Source organism: Reyranella humidisoli (genome assembly GCF_019039055.1).
Taxonomy (GTDB): Bacteria; Pseudomonadota; Alphaproteobacteria; order Reyranellales; family Reyranellaceae; genus Reyranella; species Reyranella humidisoli.
Map to the genome: position 1 here is coordinate 658,123 of NZ_JAHOPB010000002.1, position 22,708 is coordinate 680,830.

Below are 22,708 nucleotides of genomic sequence, written 5' to 3' on the forward strand. Positions count from 1 at the left end.
GGCATGAGCAAGCTTGAACAAAATCTGCGTCGCACGCTGAAGGGCGAGGTCCTGTTCGACAGGGCCTCGCGCGGGCGCTACTCGACCGATGCGTCGATCTACCAGGTCGAGCCGGTGGGCGTGGTGGTGCCGCGCGACGAGGCCGATCTGGCGCTCGTCGTCGACGTGGCGCGCGACGCCAAGGCGGCGATACTGCCGCGGGGCGCGGGCACGTCGCAGTGTGGGCAAACGGTCGGCGACGCGCTGGTGATCGACTGCTCGAAGTACCTGCGCGAGATCGTGGGCTTCGACAAGAACAAGGCGCAGGTGACGGTCCAGCCGGGCGTCGTGCTCGACCAGCTCAATGCCTGGCTGAAGCCGCACGGCCTCTGGTATCCGGTCGACGTCTCGACCTCGGCGCAGTGCACGCTGGGCGGCATGGCCGGCAACAATTCCTGCGGCTCGCGCTCGATCCGTTACGGCAACATGGTGCACAACGTGGCGTCGATCGACGCGCTGCTGGCCAATGGGCAGCGGGCGCGTTTCGGATCCGCCCGGCCCGAGCACATGTCCGGCGGCGTGCGTGCCATCGCCGACAAGGTGGCCGAGCTGGCCTTCGCCGAGCGCGACGAGATCGAGCGCATGTACCCGCATGTCATGCGCCGGGTCGGCGGCTACAATCTGGACATCTTCTTCCCGCAGTCGGAGCGGCCCTACACGAGCGACAATTCGGTGAACCTCGCGCACCTGCTGGTCGGCAGCGAGGGCACGCTGGCGGTGACCGAGCGGCTCACGCTCAACCTCGCGCCGCTGCCCAAGCACAAGACGTTGGGCGTCGTGAACTTCTCGAGCTTCTACAAGGCGATGGACAGCGCCCAGCACATCGTGAAGCTGAAGCCGACCGCTGTGGAGCTGGTCGACCGCACGATGATCGAGCTGGCGCGCGCCAATCCCGCCTTCCGGCCGGTGATCGAGCGGGCGCTGATCGGCAAGCCCGAAGCGATCCTGCTGGTCGAGTTCGCGGGCGAGGAGCGCCAGGACCAGCTGCGTGACCTGGCGCGTCTCGTCGAGCTGATGGCCGATCTCGGCCTGCCCGGCAGCGTCGTGGAGATGCCGGAGCCGAAGGCGCAGTCGGAGCTGTGGGAAGTTCGCAAGGCCGGCCTCAACATCATGATGTCGATGAAGGGCGACGGTAAGCCGGTCTCCTTCATCGAGGATTGCGCCGTCCCACTGGAGCATCTCGCCGACTACACGCAGCGCCTGACCGACGTGTTCGGCAAGCATGGCACGCGCGGCACCTGGTATGCCCACGCCTCGGTCGGCACGCTGCATGTGCGGCCGATCCTCGACATGCGCCGCGAGGGCGCCGAGAAGATGCGGGCGATCGCCGAGGAAGCCTCGGCGCTGGTGCGCGAATACAAGGGCGCCTTCTCGGGCGAGCATGGCGACGGGCTGGTGCGCTCGGAGTGGGTGGCCTGGCAGTTCGGGCCGCGCCTCACCCGGGCTTTCGAGACAGTGAAGGACCTGTTCGATCCCGAGAACATCCTGAACCCGGGCAAGATCGTGCGTCCCAGCCGCATGGACGACCGTTCGCTGTTCCGCTTCAAGCCGGGATACGAGTCGATCAAGTACGAGCCGGCGCTCGACTGGTCGGCGTGGAACGTCCAGACCGATCCGGTCACCGAGATCTCGACCGCGCCCGGCACCGGCGGCGACCCGGCCGGCGGCTTCGCGAAGGCTGCCGAGATGTGCAACAACAACGGGCATTGCCGGAAGTTCGACGCCGGCACGATGTGCCCGTCCTTCCGCGTGACGCGCGACGAGAAGCATCTCACGCGCGGCCGCGCCAACACGCTTCGCCTGGCCTTGTCCGGACAGCTCGGATCGGAGGGGCTGCGCTCGGACGCGGTCGCGGCGGCCATGGACCTGTGCGTGAGCTGCAAGGGCTGCAAGCGCGACTGCCCGACCGGCGTCGACATGGCGCGCATGAAGATCGAGGTGAAGTCGGCGCGCCGCATGGCCAAGGGCCTGAGCTGGCGCGACCGGCTGGTGGGCGCCACGCCGTCGATGGCGCCGTGGGCGCGACGTATGCCGTGGCTGTTCAACGCCGCCTGGTTCGTCCAGTCCTACCTGGGATTCGCCAAGCAGCGCCGGCTGCCGCAGTGGCGCGGCGATACCTTCCTGTCGACCACGGACGTGGACGACGGCGACGCAACGGTGGTGATCTTCGCCGACACGTTCTCGAATAACTTCGAACCCGAGATCCTGCATGCCGCCCGCCGGGTATTGACCGCCGCGGGGCATCGCGTCGCCGTCGCCTGGCCCACGCTCGGCGCGCCGGCCCTGTGTTGCGGCCGTACCTATCTGGCGACCGGCCAGGTAGAGCGGGCGAGGGGAGAGGCACTGCGCACGCTGAATGCGCTGCGGCCGTTCGCACAGAAGGGCGTCCCGATCATCGGGCTCGAGCCGTCCTGCCTGTTCACGTTGCGGGACGAGTTCCTGGCGCTGGGCCTCGGCGAGGACGCCGAAGACGTTGCCGCCCACGCCATGCTGTTCGAGGAGTTCCTGGCCCGCGAGCAGCGGGCAGGGCGCCTCACGCTCGACCTCAAGCCGCTCGCCGAGAACAAGGCCCTGCTTCACGGCCACTGCCACCAGAAGGCGTTCGGCGCCATGAGCGCCGTGCAGGAAGTGCTGTCGCTCGTCCCCGATCTCGCCGTCACGCCCATAGAATCGAGCTGCTGCGGCATGGCGGGCAGCTTCGGCTACGAGGCCGAACACTACGAAACGTCGATTGCCATGGCCGAGCTGTCGCTTCTGCCGGCGGTGCGCAAGGCGGATGCGGAGACCTTGGTCGTGGCCGACGGCACTTCATGCCGCCACCAGATCGCCGACGGGTCCGACCGTCAGGCGATACACGTGGCGCAGGTCCTGGATCGCGCTCTAGCGTGATCCAATTGCGGTGGCGGCGGGCGTGTGGCACGGTCCGCGGCTTATGAGAAACCCAAGAAATCCCTATTCCAGCGCCGAAATCGACCGTGCCAGCCATGAGCGCGAGGACGATGAACGGATGATCGAACTGGCCTCCTCGGGGGCCGCACGCTTCGTGCCGATCGACACCGAGAAGAACCTGGTGAAGACCGGCGGCAATCCGGAAGCCGTCTTCCTTCAGGGCATGATGGGCCGCGCCGTGGCCAATTCGAGCGACGTCCAGATCTTCCTGGGCTACGTCGAGGGCACGCCCTACTTCGCGGTCGACGTGACCGGCAAGGACACGCCGCTGAAGGACCTGGGCGAGTTCGTCGACCTGCGCCAGGTCGGGCCGCTGCTCTTCGCGCGCGAGGGCTCGATCCTCGCTTACGCCCGCGGCATGACCTACTGGCATCGCCGCCACCGCTATTGCGGCGTCTGCGGAGCCACCACCAAGGTGACGCGCGGCGGCCACGTGCGCATGTGCACCAACGAGAACTGCAAGACCGAGACCTTCCCGCGCACCGATCCCGCGGTGATCATGCTGGTCCATCATGGCGACAAGTGTCTGCTGGGCCGTGGCAAGCATTTTCCGCGCGGAATGCACTCGACCCTGGCGGGCTTCGTCGAGCCCGGCGAGAGTTTCGAGGACGCCGTTGCGCGCGAGGTCTACGAGGAAGTGAAGGTCAAGGTGAAGGACGTGATCTATCGCTCGTCCCAGCCTTGGCCGTTTCCGGCTTCGGTGATGATCGGCTTCCACGCCGAGGCCGAGTCGATGGACTTCAGCGTGAACGAGTCCGAACTCGAGAGTGCGCGCTGGATGAGCCGCGAGGAACTGCGGACCGAAAACCTTCCCAAGGACGGCTCCTTCTTCATGCCGCGTCGCGATTCGATCGCCCGCCGCCTGATCGAGGAATGGCTTGGCCACGAAGCCGGACCGTCGATCAACGGCTGATCTTTTCAAGGAATCCCATGACCGCCCAACTCTTCACCCCAGTCGAGCTCGGCGGCGTTACGCTGCCCAACCGCATCATCGTTTCGCCGATGTGCCAGTACTCGGCGGTCGACGGCAGCGCCCAGCCCTGGCACCAGGTGCACTACGGCATGCTCGCCATGTCGGGTGCCGGCCTGCTCTGCCTCGAAGCCACGCATGTCGAGCGCGAGGGCCGCATCACGCAGGGCTGTCTCGGCCTCTACAGCGACGAGAACGAGGCGGCGCTGAAGCCGGTCATCGACTGGGTGCGCGGCTGGATGCCCGGCGTGAAGCTCGGCGTGCAGCTCGCCCATGCCGGCCGTAAGGCCTCGGCGCAACGCCCCTGGAAGGGCGGCGGTCCGCTGACCCAGGCCGACGCGCCCGATCTCCCCTGGACGACCTACGGTCCCTCGGCGCTGGCCTACGATCCGGCCGCCAGGTGGCATACGCCGGTGGCGCTGGACGCCGTTGGCCTGAAGCGCGTGAAGCAGGCCTTCGTCGAGGCCGCCGAGCGCAGCCTGCGGCTGGGCTTCGACGTGGTCGAATTACATGGCGCCCACGGCTACCTGCTCAGCCAGTTCCTCTCGCCGCTCAGCAACCAGCGCAGCGACGAATATGGCGGTACCGCCGACAAGCGCCGGCGCTTCCCGCTCGAAGTGTTCGAGGCCGTACGCAGGGTGTGGCCGGCCGAGAAGGCACTGGGCATGCGGCTTTCGGCCGTCGAATGGGTCGAGGGCGGTGTGACCATCGAGGATACGATCGAGACGGCGCGGCAGCTCAAGGCGCTGGGCTGCGATTTCGTCGATGTCAGCTCGGGCGGCAACGCACCCGGCCAGAAGATCACGCTGGGTCCGGGCTATCACGTGCCGTTCTCGGCGCGCGTTCGCAGGGAAGCCGGCATCAAGACCTGGGCGGTGGGTCTCATCACCGAGCCCGAGCAGGCCGAAAAGATCATCGCCTCGGGCGAGGCCGACTGCACGGCGCACGCCCGGCCGTTCCTGCTCGACCCGCGCTGGGCGTGGAATGCGGCGCGGACGCTCGGCGTGGAAACCCCACCCTTGCCGTTACCCGCGGCGCGCGCGACAACCATCCTGCCGTTCAAACCGCAGACCAGCATGGCCAAAGCGGCAGAGTAGGGCTGTTGCATGTCGAGTGTTCTGCTGGCTGAAGACGAATTCCTGATCCGCGCCGTTCTGGTCGATTCGCTGGCGGACGTCGGCATTGAGTGTATCGAGGCGGCGACGGGCCAGGAGGCTCTCGATGTCGTCCGGGGTGACAAGCCGCTCGTGGCGGTCATCGTCGATATCGGCCTGCCCGACATGTCGGGCGAGAAGGTCATCGAAGCGGCCGCGCATTACCGACCGGACGTGCCGATCATCCGCTGCTCGGGTGCGTCGGCGCCGAGCAGCCTGCCGTCGGGCATCAAGATGCATTCTTTTCCCAAGCCCTACAGCGCTTCGGAGCTGTCGGCCTTCGTGGCTTCCCTCGTCCGAAAGGGATAGTAGGCGCGCGTGCGGCGGCTCCTCAAACTCCAGACCTGGACGCTGCGCGGCACGACCGCGGCGGATGCCTCCTTCGTCCTTCTGGCGGCGACCGTCCTCGTACCACTTCTGCTCTTCGCCGGGGCAAGCTGGATGGCCTACGGGGAGACGCAGCGCCAGTATGAGGAGCGCGTCTCGCGGACGCTCGACCTTCTCTACGTGGGCGCGCGGGCAACCTTCGAAACGCAGCAGCTTGTCGTCAGCAATGTGCTGGGTCTCATCGACGACCTCAACGACGGGGAAATTCGGCAGAACGAGGCCAAACTTCACGAACAGCTCCAGCATCTCGTGCGGAAGCTGCCCCAGGTCGAGGACGTGTTCGTCCTCGACAAGGACGGGCTGCCGCTCGTGGCGGCCAACGTCTTCCCCTTGCCGGCCAATGTGTCGGCGGCCGACCGGCCTTATTTCATCGCCCATCGCGACGCCAAGGAGACGCGCTACGTCAGCGAGACGTTCCGCAGCCGGATCAAGGGCTCTGAAGTATTCCAGTACAGCGAGCGACGACAGAGGCCGGACGGGGGCTTCGACGGTGTCGTGCTCGTGGCGATCCCGCCTGCTTATTTCGCCAAGCTGTTCGAACACGCGTCCGAGCCCGACGAATATACGACGTCGCTCATTCGCGCCGACGGCGAGTTGCTGGCGCGCTTTCCGGCATATGCTGGAAGTACGACGCGCCTCGAACCCGGTTCTGCCTTCATGCGGGCGATCGCGGCGGATCGCGACAGCGGTAGCTACAACACGCGGAGCGGGAGTTTCGATGGCGTCGCGCGAACGGTCGCTTATCGAAAGCTGCCGGATCTGCCGGTCTATGTCGCGGTCGGCGTCGCCAGGGACGCCGTAAGGCAGGCCTGGTTGCACCGGATGGGCTCGCACCTGCTGTTCGGCCTGCCGGCCACGCTGGCGCTGTTTGCCCTCGCGTTGCTCGCGTCCCGGCGGGCGGCCAGCCAGGGCGAAACGCTCGAGCGGTTGCGCGAAGAGCAGATCAAGCGCACGGCGGCCGAGGAGAGCCTGCGCCAGTCGCAGAAAATGACTGCGGTCGGCCAGCTCACCGCCGGTATTGCGCACGACTTCAACAATCTGCTGACGGGCATTGGCGGGGCGATCGAGATGATCGGCCGGCGGGTCCAGCAGCCGACGCCGGAAGTCGTACGCTTCCTCGACCTCGCCCGTACCGGCGTGGCCCGGGCCGCAACGCTCACCCAGCGCATGCTGGCGTTCTCGCGGCAACAGCCGTTGCAGATCGAGTCGATCGACGCCAACCGGCTGGTGACCGGGATGTCCGAGCTGCTTCGCCGCACCCTGGGCGAGACCGTCGCGATCGAGACCGTACTGGGCGGTGGCCTGTGGCGAGCCAAGGCCGATCCTGCGCAGTTGGAGGCGGCGGTCCTCAATCTTGCGATTAATGCGCGTGACGCGATGCCGGGCGGGGGCACGCTCACGATCGAGACCGCGAACGCGCATCTCGACGATGCCTATGCGGCGGCCAATGTCGAGGTGACGCCCGGCCAGTTCGTGATGATCGCGGTATCCGACACCGGCACGGGCATGGACCAGCAGACCATCGCGCGGGCCTTCGAGCCGTTCTTCACCACCAAGGAGCGCGGCCAGGGGACGGGCCTCGGCCTCAGCATGACCTTCGGCTATGTGAAGCAGATCGGCGGTCACCTGAAGATCTACAGCGAGCTGGGGCATGGAACGACCGTCAAGCTGTACCTGCCGAGAGCCCATATGGAGGTCGGGGCGGTACCCGAACCCGCGCCATCCGTCAGCATTGCGGCCGGCAACGGACCGATCGTGCTGGTCGTCGAGGACGATCCCGTGGTTCGGGACTTTGCCGTCGCCGCCTGCCGCGAATGCGGCTGTAGCGTCTACGAGGCAGGCGACGGGGAGCAGGCGCTGCGCCTGCTGGAACAGCACACCGATATCGAGCTCCTCTTCACCGATGTCGGGTTGCCGGGAGGCATGAACGGCCGCCAGCTGGCCGGCGCGGCGACGGCGCGGCGTCCCGATCTCAAGGTGCTCTACATGACCGGTTACACGGCCAACGCGATCGTGCATCACGGGGTCATCGATGCCGGGGTCAACTTCCTCGGCAAGCCGTTTTCGGTGACCGCGCTGGCGGCCAAGATCAAGGGCATGGGCTTCTAGCGCCCGGCGCGTTACTTTCCGAAGGCCATGCCACCAGACGCGACCCCGTCCGGACGGACGTCAGATACCGCGCCGACCGCACCGGCGTCGGCTGCCGTCGCGTCCCAGCCGTCGGCACCCGTTGCGACACCTGAAGCCACGGTGGCGGCCGCGCCGGTGCCTGTTTCCCCGGCGGGATCGGCAAGGCCGAAAATCGAGACGAGCCGCCTTCATCGCCTGCTCACGGTCGGGGGCACGATCCTCGCTCTGTTCATCCTCTACGAGGTGTTCACCTATTTCGTCGCCTATACTGACGATGCCTATGTCAGGTCCGACCTCGTGGCGGTGGCGCCCCAGGTCACGGGGCAGATCATCGCGGTCCACGTCGTCGACAATCAGGAAGTCAAGATCGGCGACAAGCTGTTCACGATCGACCCCGAACCGTTCCAACTCGTGGTCAACCAGTGGAAGGCGCAGATCGATCGCGCCACGGCACAGCTCAAGGTCGCAAGGGAGGAACTGGCGGTCGCCCAGGCGGCCTTGCAGGTCTCGACCTCGAGCCACACCTACGCCGTCCAGGAACAGAGCCGGTTTTCCGATCTCGCCAAGCGCCAGTTCGCGCCCGTCGCGGAACTCGACCGCGCCAACGACGCACTGCGGCGATCCCAGGCTGAGATGACGATGTCCACCGTGGCCATTGCCAAGGCGCAGACCGACATCGGCGCCCACCAGGCGGCCCTGGAGCTTGCCCAGGCGCAACTGGCGTCGGCCCAGTGGAACCTCGACCGCACGGTCGTCCATGCGCCGAACAACGGGCCGATCACCAATCTCACGGTCCGCAAGGGCGACATGGCCACGATCAACGTGCCGATCATCGGCATCGTCGATGCCGATGCCTGGCGCATCATGGCGAACTACAAGCAGTACTATATTCGCGACTTCAAGGTCGGCGACACCGCCTGGGTCTGGCTCGACAGCGCACCGTGGCATTTCCACAAGGGCCGCATCACCGGCATCGCCCGGGGCTTCAGCCGCAACCCCGGCATCGACAAGCTGCTGCCCTATGTTGCGCCGACAACCGACTGGATTCGCCTGCAGCGCCGGATTCCGGTGACGATCGTGCTGGAGGAGCTGCCGCCCGGCTACAAGCTCTACATGGGTGCCGACGCGCGCACCGTCATCTTCCCGTGAGCCGCGGCCTCGGCATCGCGCGCTATGGACGGGCCGTCGTGGAGGACTTCCGCGAGGGCGCCCGGCTTCTCGACCGGACGCTGACCGGGTTCTGGCGCGAACTGGCCGACATCGGCAGCCGGCCTACCCAATCGCGGATGGGGGTGGTAGCCGCGGTCTCGGTGGTGCTGACCACGAGTGTGGCGCTGCTGATGCAGCTCGATGCGCCCTGGTGGGCCGCGGTCAGCGGCTACATGTCCCTGATGTCGACCGGTGCGGGTTCCGTGCGACGCGGTCTGCTGCGGCTCAGCGGCACGATCGTGGGCGCGTTTGTGGGCTTCGTGATGGCGCGCTGGCTGCTCTATGACCAGGTCGCGCTCTGCCTGTTCCTGGGGGTTGCCACCATGGCCGGCGTCGTGGCGATGCAGGTGAGTCCGCATGGGCTGGCGTGGCTCTTCATGGCGATCACCTCGAGCCTCGTGCTGCTGATGAGCCTGAACGACCCGACGCTTGCATTCCAGGTCGCTTGTGACCGCACAATCGACGTGGCGGTCGGTGTGTCCTGCGCAATGGTGACCGCCAAGGTCCTGCAGGACTGGCACGCCGAGCCGCCACCGACGGCGCCGGGCTGGCGGCACCTGCTCGGCGCGCAGTGGCCTTCGCTGTTGCACGGGGTTCGGGCGGGCATCTCGGTGGTGACCGTGCTGCTCGTCTGGACGATGGTCGATCTGCCGGACGTCGGCCAGATGGCGGTCACGATCGCCGTCGTGATGGCGGCGCCGCTGATCGCCGACGGCGGCACCTCGACGCGCCATCTCGTGGCGGAGAAGTCGTTTCACCGCTTCATGGGGTGCCTGCTGGGCGGCCTCGTCGCGCTGGCCTGCCTTGCCCTGCAGGTCGAATCGCTCTTCTGGTGGCTGGCCATGATCGGCGGCGTCGTGTGGGTCGGCATGCACATCCAGATGGGGCGGCACGGCATCCCCTATGTCGGGACGCAGTTCGCCTTCGTCTACGTCATCACGATGGTGCAGGGATTGGCGCCGCCGGAAAGCATCATGCAGGGTGTCGACCGCTTTGCCGGCATCATCGGCGGCCTCGGCATATTGATGATCGTGTCGCTGCTGCTGTGGCCCAACGACCAGGAACTGAAGAACGAGCTTCGCACCTGAAGCATCCTGCGTATTGCATGCCATCCCCCGGAAGGACCTATGCGCTCCGGACGACCGCTTAGTCCCCGCCTGCACTTGTTGGCGGGGCCGGGCACGGTAAGTTGCAGGCGATGACCGCAAAAGCGCCCCCGCCGACCGACCGTATCCTGCGGGCGATCCTCTCGATCATTTTCTCGGTCCTGTGCTTTTCCGTCCTGAACGCCATGTCCAAGACGCTGAGCCAGACCTATCCGGTCATCGAGGTCATCTGGGGCCGCTACGTCTTCGCCTTCGTCTTCATGATGGCGATCTTCCTGCCGAGGGCCGGCCTCGCGCTGTTCCGCTGGCACAACGTGCCCAGCCAGGTCGTGCGCGGCCTGTTGCTGTTCTTCTCCTCGTTCCTTTATTTCCACGGCATCGTCGACATGCCGCTGGCCTCCGCGGCCTCGATCTCGCTTACCAGCCCGCTGATCGTGACGGCGCTGTCCGCGAAGTTCCTGGGAGAGCCGGTCGGCCCGAAACGCTGGGCAGCCGTCATGGTCGGCTTCGTGGGTGCCCTGATCGTGGTGCGCCCGGGCTCCGCGCACTTTGAGTGGCATTCGCTGTGGATCGTCGGCAGCACGATCTCTAGCTCGCTCTACCAGCTTTTCTCGCGGCGCTACGGACAGGCCGAGCGGCCCGATGCCTCGGCCACCATGGCCACGATCGTGGGTACCGCGGTGGCCCTGCCGATGCTGCCGCTCGAATGGGTGACGCCCACCCTTGGGTGGCACTGGGTCCTGTTCGTCGGCATGGGAATCATGGCCGGTGTTGGCCATTACTTCCTGACCATCGCCTATAGCCAGGCGCCGGCGGCCGTGGTGGCGCCCTTCAATTACGTGCAGCTTCTGGGAGCCGCCCTGCTGGGCTATCTAGTGTTCGGCGACTTTCCCGACTTCTGGACCTGGATTGGTGCCGGCGTGATCATCTGCTCGGGTCTCTATCTCGGGCACATCGAACGGCAGCGACATCGGGCGCTGGTCAAGAAATAGCGCACCTGATCAGGAATTGACCTGAGGCCGCGCCGCCACGCGGGCGATTCGTGCGCCTTTGCTGCTTTCGGGCAGTGGCACACACCTTGCTTCGAAAATGGCAGCGCAGAATCGCGCTAGCGCGATTCTTCTCGGTTGGCGTGCCGGCATCTTTTGATGGCGGTCGCGGACGAAAGCGACCGGCAGGGAGTTGTCAGTCGCAGACTCGCCAGAACCCAGCAGTTCCAGTTCAAAAATCTCCGCTGCCCGAGGAGGCTCTCCATGTGTGAACGCATTGGCTGTACGCATTTCCCCAATCTCTCCAGCATGAATTTCGCCGGCGCCGTTGCGCCTTCACGACGAGGTTTCCTGAAGGGCGTGGCCGCCGTCTCGACCATCACCATGGCGGCCGGTCCGGGTATGCTTGTGGGTGGGCCCGCCCACGCCGCCGCGGGACTCAAGTCGACGCACGGCACCGGCTTCTGCAATCTCAATCTCTTCCTTGCCCATTCGCGCCAGTACGCCAAGGCGAGCGGCACGGAACTCATCTTCGTGAACACGCCGACCTCCGCCGAGATGGTGACGTTCCTCGGCATGGGGCAGGTGGATCTCGGGCTCATGCCCTACACCAGCTTCATGGCGCTCCATGACAAGGGCGCACCGGTCAAGATCGTGGCCGGCGGCGGCGTCGAAGGCTGCGCCATCGTGGCGAGACCCGGCCTCGACACGCCGGAGAAGCTCAAGGGAAAGACGCTCGGCACCTTCCAGATGGATACGCTGGAGGTCATGCCCTACGACTACCTGAAGAAGCACAACATCGCCTTCAAGGACGTCAAGGTCCGCTACATGGGCAACACACCGGAGGCGGTCGAGGCCTTCAAGGCCGGCGCCATCGACTGGATTTGCACGATCGAACCCTATGCCTCGGCACTGGTGAACGACGTCAAGGGCGCGGTCATGTTGACCAACGGCGTCGATCTCTACGGCAAGGGCTACACGGACTGCGTGCTGGCGGCGCGGTCGAGCCTGATCAAGGACAACCCGGCCGGGCTGAAGGCGATCATCAAGAGCATGATGCAGGCCCAGTACGACGCCGAGACCCAGACTGAGGCGGTGCTGAAGGAACTGGTCGGCAAGTACTACAAGACCTCGATGGAGAACGCCAAGATCGCCCAGGGCAAGCAGCCCGCGGTGGTCGATGCGCGCAGCCAGACCGACTTCATCCTGCAGCGCACCGACAGCGTCATGGAGATGGGCTACATCAAGAAGAAGCCCGGTCGGGATGCCATCGACTGGACCATGCTCGAGGCGGTGATCAAGGAGAATCCCGACCTCTACGGCAAGCTCAAGTACAAGTCTGCCTGATGGCTGTCGTCGCACGCGACAGCGAGCCGGGCGCTGCCGCCGGGGCATCCCGCCCGGCGGCGGCCTCGCGGCTGATGGCCTCGATGGTGGGGCTGGACTGGCTGGCCAGGATCTGGTGGGCCTTCCTCTCGATCAGCCTGTTCGCGGGTCTGTGGGAACTGTGCTGGGCGATGGGCTGGGCAGACGAGAAGCTGCTGCCGCCACCGCACATCTTCCTCGACAACATCGCCGAGCAGGGCAGGTACTTCAACACCGCCACGCGCTGGCAGGTCGGCCAGTCGATGACCGAGGGGCCGTCGGCCTTCGAATCGATGCTGATCACCGGCGCCGCCACCACGGCGCGCGTGTTCGTCGGGCTGATCATCGCTTCGGTACTGGCGATCGGGGTCGGCGTGCTGATCCGCTACTACCGCTTCTTCGACCGGCTGGTGCTACCCACCATCACCCTGCTGTCGCCGGTGTCGCCGATCGCGTGGCTGCCGGTCGCGATCTTCCTGTTCGGCATCGGCAACGCACCCGCCATCTTCATGGTGGTGGTGGCGCTGTTCTTCCACATGGTGCTGGCGACCATCAATCAGATCGACACGGTCAACACCAACCTGATCAACGTGGCGCGCACCATGGGCGCTTCCAAGGCGCAGATCTATGCGCGCGTCATCGTTCCTGCGATCCTGCCCGGCATGCTCCAGGTGCTGCGCATGAACCTGTTCGGTGCCTGGATGGTGGTACTGGTCGCTGAATCTACCGGCGTCGGGTACGGCATGGGCCAGGTGATCATGCTGGCGCGCAACACCTTCAACCCGTCGCTGGTGTTCTTCACCATCGCCGTGATCGGCGTGCTGGGCTTCACCTTCGACTGGCTGCTGCGTCTGGCGCAGCGCCGCATCCTCTACTGGCTGCCCGATACCGTGGAGAGACTGCGTGTCCTCTGAAGATGCCCCGCATTTTTCCTCAAAGGACGCCGTGGTCTGCCGCGGCGTCGGCAAGACCTGGGCGGCTGGCACGAAGCGAGCGCACAACGCGCTGACGGACATCGACCTCGATGTCGCGCCGGGCGAGTTCGTGGTCTTCCTCGGCCCCTCGGGCTGCGGCAAGAGCACGTTGCTCTACCTGATCGCCGGCCTCGAGGACGCGACCGAGGGCAAGCTCTGGTCGTTCGGCGACCTGGTGGAAACACCATCGCCCGAGCGCAGCCTGATCTTCCAGGAGACCTCGCTCTTTCCGTGGCTGACGGTGTGGGAAAATGTGAGCTTCGGCCTGTCGATCCGCGGCGCGAGCAAGGACGAACGCCGCACCGTCGCAGCGGAAGCCCTGCAGCGGGTCGGCCTGAAGGCGGCCATGGACAAGCGGCCCGACGAGCTGTCAGGCGGCATGCGCCAGAGGGTCGCCGTGGCCCGCGCGCTCGCCATGCGGCCGAAGGTCCTGCTGATGGACGAGCCCTTCGCGGCCCTGGACGTCCAGACGCGCGCGCGCATGCAGGATTTTCTGCTCGACGTGTGGCGCGATTCGGCCGCCTCGGTGCTGTTCGTCACCCACCATATCGACGAGGCGGTGGCGCTGGCCGACCGGGTCGTCGTCTTCACGTCGCGGCCGGGCCGCATCAAGACCATCGTGCCGATCGATATGCCCCGGCCGCGCAATCTCTTCTCGCGCGAGGCGGAGGCTCTCCGCATCCAGCTCACCGACCTGCTCCGCGACGAAGTCGATCGTGCCTTCGCCGAGCAGGAAGCGCTCACCGCCACCGCCTGATTCAAGAGTCCCAGACAAAGGAGAAGCCGATATGGCCACCAGCCTGATCCGTAGCCGCGCAGCCATCACGGGCACCAAGGACCGTTTCACCTGGAACGAGATCAAGGACGGCGCCGTTCTGCAGGAAGACGGCGTCATCGTCGAGGTCGGCACCTACGACGATCTGCATGCCAAGCATCCGACGGTGCCGGTGATCGGCACGGGCAAGGAGATCCTGCTGCCGGGCTTCGTCAACGGTCATCACCATGTCGGGCTGACGCCGGTCCAGCTCGGCTCGCCCGACATGCCGCTGGAGCTGTGGTTCATCACCCGCATGGTGATCCGCAACCTCGACCTCTATCTCGATACGCTCTACTCGGCCTTCGAGATGATCGGCTCGGGCATCACCACCGTGCAGCACATCCAGGGCTGGATGCCCGGCACCCTGCCCGACGTCGAGAAGCGCGCAACCGAGACCATCAAGGCCTATGAAGATGTCGGCATGCGCGTCAGCTACTGCTATGCGGTGCGCGACCAGAACCGTCTCGTCTACCAGGCCGACGAGGAGTTCGTGCGCAGCCTGCCGCCGGAGCTGCGCGGCCCGATGCAGCGCTGGTTCGACCGCTTCAAGATGAGCCTCGACGATGCGATGGACATGTTCAAGTCGTTCCATTCGCAGCACCACAACAAGCGCCGCGTGAAGATCCAGCTGGCGCCGGCCAATCTGCACTGGTGCTCGGATCCCGCGCTCACCAAGCTCAGCGACGCGTCGGCCAAGTACAACGTGCCGATGCATATGCACCTGCTCGAGACCGCCTATCAGAAGGAATATGCCTGGCGGCGGGGCAACTGCACCGCGCTGGAATACATCGATCGCTTCGGGATGGTGAACGAGCGGCTGACCCTGGGCCACGGCGTTTGGCTGAACGAGAAGGACATCGACCGGCTGGCCGAGGCCAAGGGCTGCGTCTGCCACAATTGCTCGTCCAACTTCCGCCTGCGCTCCGGCGTCGCTGCGCTCAATCACTTCGAGAAGAAGGGCATCAACACCGCGATCGGCCTAGACGAGGCCGGCATCAACGACGATCGCGACATGCTGCAGGAGCTGAAGCTGGTGCTGCGCGCGCATCGCGTGCCGGGCATGGTCGAGGCCGACGTGCCGACCATGGCGCAGGTGCTGCGCATGGCGACCGTCGGTGGGGCGAAGACGACGCCGTTCGGCGATAGCATCGGCACGCTGGAGGTCGGCAAGGCCGCCGACATGGTGCTGATCGACTGGGATAGCGTGGCCTATCCCTATCTCGACGAGATGACCCCGACGCTCGACGCGGTCGTGCAGCGCGCCAAGCAGCAGGCCGTCACGATGACGATGTGCGACGGCGAGGTGATCTACAAGGACGGGCTCTTCACCAAGGTCGACAAGACCGCCGCGCTGAAGGCGCTGCACGACGATCTCAGCAAGGCCCTGGCCGACGACGAGGTCGAGCGCCGCAAGCTCTCGGTCGCGCTGCTGCCGCACGCCCGCAAGTTCTACGAGAACTACATGGACCCGTCGAAGCACCAGCCGTTCTACAGCCCGAGTTCGCGAGTGTGAGGGCTCCTACGCGGTGAGTCGCGCGACGTAGAAGCCGTCGAGGCCGCCACGGTCGGCCCACATGAAGGGCAGGGTGCGGAGGTCGCCTCGCGGGGTGATGGCGTCCTCTAGGCCCGGGACTTCCGCCGGCGTGACACGCACGCGCTTCACCTGCGGATTGCGGACGAGCACGCCGTTGATGCGCTCGATTCCTTCGTCCTCCTGCAGGGAGCAGACCGCATAGACCAGGGTGCCGCCGGGCTTCAGCATATCGAGTGCGCGCATCAGCAGGCGATCCTGCGTGACAGTCAGTCGCGCGACATCCTCCTCGTCCTTGAGCCAGGCAATGTCGGGATGGCGGCGCAGTGTGCCGGTGCCCGAGCAGGGCGCGTCGAGCAGGATGGCGTCGAACTTCTCCTCGGGCATCCACTTGCTCGCATCCGCCGTCACGAGATTGGCCGACAGGCCGGCCCGGGCGAGATTTTCGCCGAGGCGCGTCATGCGGCGGGCCGAGATGTCGACGGCGGTGACCTGGGCGCCCGCGGCGCAGAGCTGCATCGTCTTGCCGCCGGGCGCGGCGCAGAGATCGGCGACCCGCTTGTCGGTGACGTCGCCCAGCAGCCGAGCGGGCAGGGCCGCGGCGGCGTCCTGCACCCACCAGGTGCCCTCGGCGAAGCCCGGCAGTTCGGCGATGTGGCCGCCGCCCTTCCGGCGGAGCGTTCCCGTGGGCAGCTTCTCGGCCTCGAGCTGGCCGGCCCAGTGATCGGCATCCCGGCGGACGGTGATGTCGAGCGGCGCCTCCTGGAGGTGGGCCGACGCGATGGCGCGCGTCGTGTCCTCGCCATAGGCGTGGATCCAGCTTTCCCACAGCCAGCGCGGTGTGTTGAGGCGGGCGGGATCGCGATCCACCAGCAGGGCATCGCCGTCCCGCGAAATACGGCGCAGCACGGCGTTCACCAGGCCCTTGAGGTGATGCAGGCCGGCATCCTCTACCAGGCGCACCGAGGTATCGACGGCGGCATGCGGTGGCGTTCCCAGGAACATCAGCTGGGCGGCACCCAGGCGGAGGACCTGGCGGCCGACCGCATTGGCGCCCTCGAGCGGCTTGGTGATCAGACCAGAGAGCACGCCCTCGATCTCGCCCAGGTGGCGCACCGTCGTGGCCAGCAGCAGCCGCACGAAGGCGCGGTCGCGCGGATCGAGGGCGGTGAAGCCGCGATGGCCGGCCAGCGCGTCGTCGAGCGGCTGGCCCTTGTCGAGGCACGCCATCAGCACATCGACTGCGGCGCGGCGGGAAGCGAGCGGGGTAACGTCCATCGTGCGGCGCTATAGCCGCCGCGAGCGCCGTTGTCATCGTCGCCCTGTCTCGGCAGTGTGCCGCCCGAAAGGATTTCCTGCATGAAGAGCGTGAGTTCCTACCTCGGCGACTGGTGGCGGCTGGTCCTCCCCTATTTCCGCTCCGAGGAGCGCTGGATCGCCATCGGCCTGCTGGTCGGCGCGATTGTGCTCACGCTGGCAGCGGTGACGGTCAACGTCGCCTTCAGCGAGTGGAACCGGCGCTTCTACGACAGCCTGCAGAACAAGGACGAAGCTGCGTTCTGGACCGAGATGGTCAATTTCGGCTGGATCGCGGCGCTCGCCATCGCCTTCGGCGTGGCACGGGGGCTGGTCAGCCCCTACCTGCGCCTGCGGTGGAGGCGGTGGCTGACCGGCCACTATCTCTCGCACTGGCTGGACGGCCGCGGCTATTACCGTATCGAGCTCGAACGCAAGGTCGACAATGCCGACCAGCGCATCGCCGAGGATCTGCGGCTGCTCGGCTTCTACACGATGACCTTGCTGCTGGGATTGATCAGCGCAGTGGCGACGCTCGTGTCTTTCCTGTTCATCCTGTGGCAGCTCTCGGGACCGATTTCGCTGTCGTTCATCGGCCTCGACGTCGTCATACCGGGCTACATGGTCTGGGCGGCGCTGATCTACGCCTTTCTCGGCACCTGGCTGGCCAACCTGGTGGGCCGGCGACTGATTCCGCTCAACTTCCTGCAGCAGCGCTACGAGGCGAACTTCCGCTTCGGCCTGATGCGGGTGCGCGAGAATGCCGAGGGCATCGCTCTTTATCGCGGCGAGCCGCGCGAGAACGAGGTGCTGGAAGCCAAGTTCACCGACGTGTTCAACAACGCCTGGCGCGTGCTGGTGACCGAGATGCAGCTCGTCTTCTACCAGATCGGCTATGGCCAGCTCGCGATCATCTTCCCCTATATCGTGACGGCGCCGCGCTTCTTTGCCGGTGCGATCACGCTGGGCGTCGTCATGCAGACGGCGCAGGCGTTCGGGCAGGTGCAGACAGCGCTTTCCTTCTTCATCGACAACTACACCAACGTGGCCGAGCTGCGTGCCGTGATGGACCGCCTGAAGGGTCTGCAGGACGCCATCGAGGAGAAGCCGGCGGAGAACATCACCGTCGCCGCCGAGCCGGGCCGGGCGGATGTCGGCACCAGCGGTCTCGACCTGGCGCTGCCCAACGGCCAGACCTTGCTCAAGGATCTCGACCTCGTGCTGCCGAAAGGCACCTCGACCCTGATCACCGGGACGAGCGGCTCCGGAAAGAGCACGCTGTTCCGGGCGATGGCGGGCATCTGGCCCTTCGGCCGCGGGCGGATCCTGATTCCGGCAGGGGCGCGCGTGCTGTTCCTGCCCCAGAAACCCTACATTCCGATCGCGACCTTGCGCGATGCCGTGAAGTATCCGGACGAAAACTCCACCGCGACCGATGCCGACATCGTGAGCGCGCTGGAGGCGGCACGGCTCGGGCATCTGGCGAGCCGTCTCGACGAGGAGGTGCACTGGAGCAATACCCTGTCCGGCGGCGAACAGCAGCGGCTGGCGATCGCCCGGGCGCTGGTGTTCAGGCCCGACTGGCTGTTCCTCGACGAGGCCACGGCCTCGCTCGACGAGGCCAACGAGGCCGCGGTCTACGGTGGGCTGAAGGAGCGCCTGCCGGGAACGACGATGATCTCGATCGGCCATCGACCGTCATTGAGGCAATGGCACGAGCAGCGCCTCGAACTGAAGCGGGCGCCGGGCGAGACGGGGAGCCTAAACGTCGTAACCTGACGAACGCTCGATGGTGAGGCCGGGCACGCGCGCCAGGGCGTGGACGGCCTCCTCGATGGCACGCGATTTCCAGGCGTCACGCGCCCACCAGCCTCCGATCTCGATGGAAGAGAAGCCACCGCCGCGCGCCGGCTCGACACTGGCGATCCTGACCCGTGAGGTTTCCCGCCCGCCCAGCACGATCGTGCAGGCCGAGGTCGAAAGGTGCCAGCGCGTACCCGCCGCGTCGCTCCACAACGCGAAGCCGCGCTCGCCAAGGCCGTGCGCAATCGAGCGCGGCGTGTCGAGTAGTTCCGGTGCCTTGAGGCACCGATTGGCGATGCGCAACGGCTCGTGGGCGTCGCTCGCCCGCACGTCGTAGCCGACACTGAACCGCTCGATCCTGCCGGGCGACTGCGCGGCCTGCGCGACTTCGTCGTTGGCGGCATGCCATTCGTCGATCCACGGCGCGGCGGCCGCTTCGAGATCGCCCCAGCTGAGGTAGAGCGAGCCGGCGCTGTGGCCGAACCGGGTGGTCCGCGGCGCACCGTAGAGCGAAAGGCCGATGGGAATGCCGTCGGCCGTCTTCCAGTTCGCATAGAGGACGACATGGTCTGGCGAGCTTGCATGGGGCGAAAGTTCGTCGCGCTCGATCGTCCGGGGTGACCCGAGGCGCATCACGAGCGGGGCGAACAGGTCCCGGGCGGGACTGGCGGTGGCGGCCAGCTCGTAGGTCACGGTCAGGACCGGTCGATCGGGTCGTGGCGCCGAAGGCTCCGCCGAGCGGGTCGCGAAGCCGTAGGCCTCCCTGCAGGGCAGGGACCGGCTTGCATAGCCCGGCCCCTCGAAGTCGCGGACCACGGCGTCGAAGCGCGTGCCCCACGGGAAGAATCCGGCCTCGCCAAGGCGAAACCCTGTCGCGGTGTCGTCCATGAACGGGAGCCTACGCGATTCTCGTGTCTGCCAGTAGAGAAAGAAAACTTGCCTTGTGTGAAAGTCCGGTCCATCAGTGGAGGATGAGCAGATCAGCCGAACGCATTGCCGAGACCACCCGCGACATCGGCCGCCGCCTGCGGGCCGCGCGGGCGGGGGCCGGCCTCACCCTGGCACAGGTCTCCCGCCGGGCTGGTGTTTCCGAGGGCTTCCTGTCGAAGCTCGAGCGCGGACAGGCGGCGGCCTCAATCGCCAACCTCATTCAGCTGGCCGACGCCCTGCGGCTCGGGTTGCACGAGCTCTTCCCCAGCGAGGCGGCGCCGGCCAAGACGATGGTCGCCGTGCACAGGGCCGACGAGGGCGGGCTGCAGGAGGTCGCGGCGACGGGCTATCGCTGGCGTCATCTGGGCGGTGGCGCGCCGCTCGACCGGATGGAGGTGTTCCACCTGGTCTTCCCGCGCGCCAAGGGCATGGAAGCGACCGTATCCCATCCCGGCCAGGAGCACTGCTACGTGCTGTCAGGGGAGGTGATGTTCCATGTCGGCGACGCGCAATACCGGCTGAAGGCGGGCGATGGCATCCTCATCGATTCGCAGCAGCCGCATCGCGCCGAGAACGCCGGCCGCGGCCAGGCGCAGGTGCTGATGTCGGTGGCGAAGCCGGCCGATGCGGCCGACGTGCCGGACTGGTGGCGTCTCTCGTCAATGAAGAAAGAGGAAAGCACGGCATGAGCAAGCATGTTCCCGACACGGCGGTGGCCAATGCGGCGCTGGGCACGACGCGCGAGGCCTCGCGTCGCGACCACAAGCCCTACCAGGTGCGCCATCTCGACGAGATCGAGTGGGAGACGATCCGCTGGCCGGGCGAGACCGGCAAGATGCTGTTCCATCCGCGGCCGGAGGACCCGACGCAGCCGAACGCCGGCATCCTGCGGCTGGAGCCGGGTGCTTATCACCCGGAGCACTATCATGGCTTCGCGCAGGTCTGGCTGGTGCTGAAGGGCGACTTCGTGATCGACGGCCGCATCTGCATGCCGGGCACGATGCTCTATCATCCCGATCCGCATTTCGAGGGCGAGTTCAGGACCGAGACCGGCGGCGAGATCCTGATCGTCCAGTATCCCGGCCCGACGACGGGCGAACGCCCGATCTATGCCGGCCGCTTCAACATGGAGACCCGCAAGTCGGTCGCCGAAGAGCGCGTCGACCTATAGCGGGCAGAGCCAGAAGCCAGAAAAAAGACGTAAGAATAGTGTAACATTCCATCTATTTTCACGTGTATTGTGATCGGCAGCATTGTGGGGGACGCAATGAATACTGCATATCAAGTCATAGGTGCGAACAAGTCGGCGCCGTTCTCGCTGAAAATTCACCGCGGCGACGGGATGGCGCTGCTTGCAATGAATTGGGTCGGCGGCAAGCCGCCCGGCAATTTCGTGGGCTTCGCGATCGAATTCAAGGAGCCGGGCGGCAGCCAGTTCTGGCCGGTGAAGAATCGCATCGGATTTCCGGGCCAGCGAAAAAAAGCGTCCGACCCGTCGATCACGAGCCTCGAGGCGCCGTTCCAGAAGTTCCGCTGGGTACATTTTCCCCGCGACGCGGACAAGTCGGGCAAGTTCACCTATCGCGTCACGCCGATCTTCATGGACGAGGCCGGCGTGACGAGCCGCGGCGAGGCGCAGACGGCGGCTCTCGCTCTGATGCGTGAAACTATCCCTGGCAAGATCAATGTCGCCTTTACGCGGGGCTATGTTTCTTCGCAGTCCTTCGTGGCGAACTTCGCGCCCGACCGGAACCTGTCGACGCTTTTGCCGGACAAGGCGAACGAGGGCCTGTCGTTTGTGCCGACGCACAAGAAAGCCGACGACGCGCTCGCCTGGATGGGGTTCGAGGCACGGGCCGTGATCTGCGAGGCGCTCGACGAGGCTATTAAGAGTAAGGCCGAGGTCCGGGTGATTGCCTACGACCTCAACCTGCCGGAGATCCTCTCGCGGCTCGTAAAGCTGAAGTCCCGCCTGAAGGTCATCATCGACGACTCCCCGCCGACCCACAGGAAACCCGATTCGCCGGAGAGCGAGGCCGCAGAGATACTCAAGAAGAGTGCCGGCAAAGCAAATGTCGTGCGCCAGCACATGGCCGGACTGCAGCATCACAAGTCGATCGCGATCTCGGGCAAGGGGGTGAATAAGGTCATCTACGGCTCGACCAATTTCACTTGGCGCGGCTTCTACGTGCAGTCCAACAACGCCGTAATCGTGACCAGCAAGAAGGCGGTGGATGACTATTTCCGCGTCTTCGACACCTACTTCACGGCTGAGAAGGCCGATGCGTTCCGCAAGTCCGCAGCATCAGGGCGCTGGCACAAGCTCGGCGTACCGGGGATCGACGCGCAAGTCGGCTTCTCGCCTCACACCGTAGAGAAGGGCCTGCTGGAGCCGCTAGGAAAGGACTTGGCGAAGGCAAAGACGAGCATCTTCTTCTCGTTGGCGTTTCTCGGACAGATGAAGAACGGACCGATCGGTCCGGCCCTTGGCAAGAAGATCAAGGACAAGAATGTGCACACGCTCGGTATCGCCGACGCGAGCGTCAAGGCGGGTAATCTTGGCGTCACTGTGCTTACACCGGACAACAAGCGCCGGGTCGTTCGCGCTTCAGCCCTGACCGGCGGCGTGCCGGCGCCTTTCAGTACCGAGCCGTCCGGCCTCTCTGGCAATGCTGGCCACCACCGCGGCACTCGCATGCATCACAAGTTCGTCGTGATCGACTTCGACACCAAGGATGCCCGCGTCTACCTGGGATCATACAACTTTTCCGAGCCGGCAGATCGGGAGAATGGCGAGAACTTGGTCATGATCAAGGACCGCACCGTGGCGACGAGCTACATGATCGAGGCAGTGCGGCTCTACGACCACTACCGGTTCCGTAGTGTACAGGAAGACACGAAGAAGTTGGGGAAGAACAAGAAAGTCATCGAGTTGCAGCCCGCACCGAAAAAGCCCGGCGAAAAGCCGTGGTGGGATCGGCACTGGACCGACTCCATCCGCAAGCGCGAACGGGAGCTTTTCGCCTGACGGCGGACGATTGGCGCATGCTCACGCCAAC

At 66.0% G+C, this 22,708-nt stretch carries 18 protein-coding genes; 16 read left to right on the forward strand and 2 right to left on the reverse strand.

The window, feature by feature from the left end:
• Positions 1-3: 3 nt before the first annotated feature.
• The 12 genes from KQ910_RS21590 (at position 4) to KQ910_RS21645 (ending at position 15,602) form a co-directional block, all read left to right on the forward strand.
• Positions 4-2,928: an FAD-binding and (Fe-S)-binding domain-containing protein gene (locus KQ910_RS21590; protein WP_216965130.1), complete on the forward strand. Its 2,925-nt coding sequence runs from the start codon at positions 4-6 to the stop codon at positions 2,926-2,928.
• A 118-nt stretch (positions 2,929-3,046) separates the two neighbouring features.
• The gene (gene nudC / locus KQ910_RS21595) at positions 3,047-3,901 is read left to right on the forward strand and encodes an NAD(+) diphosphatase (protein ID WP_216965132.1); all 855 of its coding nucleotides are present in this window, start codon (positions 3,047-3,049) and stop codon (positions 3,899-3,901) included.
• Positions 3,902-3,918: 17 nt separating this feature from the next.
• Positions 3,919-5,055 carry an NADH:flavin oxidoreductase/NADH oxidase gene (locus tag KQ910_RS21600; RefSeq protein WP_216965134.1) on the forward strand — a complete coding sequence of 379 codons (1,137 nt, stop codon included), beginning with the start codon at positions 3,919-3,921 and terminating at the stop codon, positions 5,053-5,055.
• A gap of 9 nt (positions 5,056-5,064) precedes the next feature.
• Positions 5,065-5,421 carry a response regulator gene (locus tag KQ910_RS21605; protein WP_216965136.1) on the forward strand — a complete coding sequence of 119 codons (357 nt, stop codon included), beginning with the start codon at positions 5,065-5,067 and terminating at the stop codon, positions 5,419-5,421.
• A gap of 9 nt (positions 5,422-5,430) precedes the next feature.
• Entirely contained in the window at positions 5,431-7,608 is a 2,178-nt protein-coding gene (locus tag KQ910_RS21610) for a hybrid sensor histidine kinase/response regulator family protein (RefSeq protein ID WP_369408415.1), read from the forward strand.
• A 156-nt stretch (positions 7,609-7,764) separates the two neighbouring features.
• Complete coding sequence (locus tag KQ910_RS21615) at positions 7,765-8,778, forward strand: HlyD family secretion protein (protein ID WP_369408416.1); 1,014 nt, start codon at positions 7,765-7,767, stop codon at positions 8,776-8,778.
• Entirely contained in the window at positions 8,775-9,926 is a 1,152-nt protein-coding gene (locus KQ910_RS21620; RefSeq protein WP_216965141.1) for an FUSC family protein, read from the forward strand. Before KQ910_RS21615 ends, KQ910_RS21620 begins: the two co-directional genes overlap by 4 nt.
• A 110-nt stretch (positions 9,927-10,036) precedes the next feature.
• Entirely contained in the window at positions 10,037-10,936 is a 900-nt protein-coding gene (locus KQ910_RS21625) for a DMT family transporter (protein ID WP_216965143.1), read from the forward strand.
• 261 nt (positions 10,937-11,197) lie between these two features.
• The gene (locus tag KQ910_RS21630; protein WP_216965145.1) at positions 11,198-12,280 is read left to right on the forward strand and encodes an ABC transporter substrate-binding protein; all 1,083 of its coding nucleotides are present in this window, start codon (positions 11,198-11,200) and stop codon (positions 12,278-12,280) included.
• Entirely contained in the window at positions 12,280-13,212 is a 933-nt protein-coding gene (locus KQ910_RS21635; protein WP_229600848.1) for an ABC transporter permease, read from the forward strand. The genes KQ910_RS21630 and KQ910_RS21635 overlap by 1 nt, the downstream gene beginning before the upstream one ends.
• A complete protein-coding gene (locus KQ910_RS21640; RefSeq protein WP_216965147.1) occupies positions 13,202-14,029 on the forward strand; it encodes an ABC transporter ATP-binding protein in 828 nt (275 codons plus the stop codon). The genes KQ910_RS21635 and KQ910_RS21640 overlap by 11 nt, the downstream gene beginning before the upstream one ends.
• 31 nt (positions 14,030-14,060) lie before the next feature.
• Positions 14,061-15,602: an amidohydrolase family protein gene (locus KQ910_RS21645; protein ID WP_216965149.1), complete on the forward strand. Its 1,542-nt coding sequence runs from the start codon at positions 14,061-14,063 to the stop codon at positions 15,600-15,602.
• Between the two features lie 6 nt (positions 15,603-15,608).
• Here KQ910_RS21645 and KQ910_RS21650 read toward each other — a convergent pair whose 3' ends face one another.
• Positions 15,609-16,898, reverse strand: a complete 1,290-nt coding sequence (locus KQ910_RS21650) for an RsmB/NOP family class I SAM-dependent RNA methyltransferase (protein ID WP_216965151.1) — start codon at positions 16,896-16,898, stop codon at positions 15,609-15,611.
• Positions 16,899-16,979: 81 nt separating this feature from the next.
• Between KQ910_RS21650 and KQ910_RS21655 the strand changes: the two genes are divergently transcribed.
• Positions 16,980-18,695 carry an ABC transporter ATP-binding protein/permease gene (locus KQ910_RS21655; RefSeq protein ID WP_216965153.1) on the forward strand — a complete coding sequence of 572 codons (1,716 nt, stop codon included), beginning with the start codon at positions 16,980-16,982 and terminating at the stop codon, positions 18,693-18,695.
• Here the strand turns inward: KQ910_RS21655 and KQ910_RS21660 are convergent.
• Positions 18,678-19,607 carry a hypothetical protein gene (locus KQ910_RS21660; protein WP_216965155.1) on the reverse strand — a complete coding sequence of 310 codons (930 nt, stop codon included), beginning with the start codon at positions 19,605-19,607 and terminating at the stop codon, positions 18,678-18,680. The genes KQ910_RS21655 and KQ910_RS21660 overlap by 18 nt on opposite strands.
• Positions 19,608-19,690: 83 nt before the next feature.
• Here KQ910_RS21660 and KQ910_RS21665 point away from each other — a divergent pair, with 83 nt between their 5' ends.
• The 3 genes from KQ910_RS21665 (at position 19,691) to KQ910_RS21675 (ending at position 22,677) form a co-directional block, all read left to right on the forward strand.
• Positions 19,691-20,338 carry an XRE family transcriptional regulator gene (locus KQ910_RS21665; RefSeq protein WP_216965157.1) on the forward strand — a complete coding sequence of 216 codons (648 nt, stop codon included), beginning with the start codon at positions 19,691-19,693 and terminating at the stop codon, positions 20,336-20,338.
• On the forward strand, positions 20,335-20,820 hold the full coding sequence (locus tag KQ910_RS21670; RefSeq protein ID WP_216965159.1) for a cupin domain-containing protein: 486 nt from the start codon (positions 20,335-20,337) through the stop codon (positions 20,818-20,820). The genes KQ910_RS21665 and KQ910_RS21670 overlap by 4 nt, the downstream gene beginning before the upstream one ends.
• A gap of 96 nt (positions 20,821-20,916) precedes the next feature.
• Positions 20,917-22,677 carry a phospholipase D-like domain-containing protein gene (locus KQ910_RS21675; protein ID WP_216965161.1) on the forward strand — a complete coding sequence of 587 codons (1,761 nt, stop codon included), beginning with the start codon at positions 20,917-20,919 and terminating at the stop codon, positions 22,675-22,677.
• Positions 22,678-22,708: the final 31 nt, after the last annotated feature.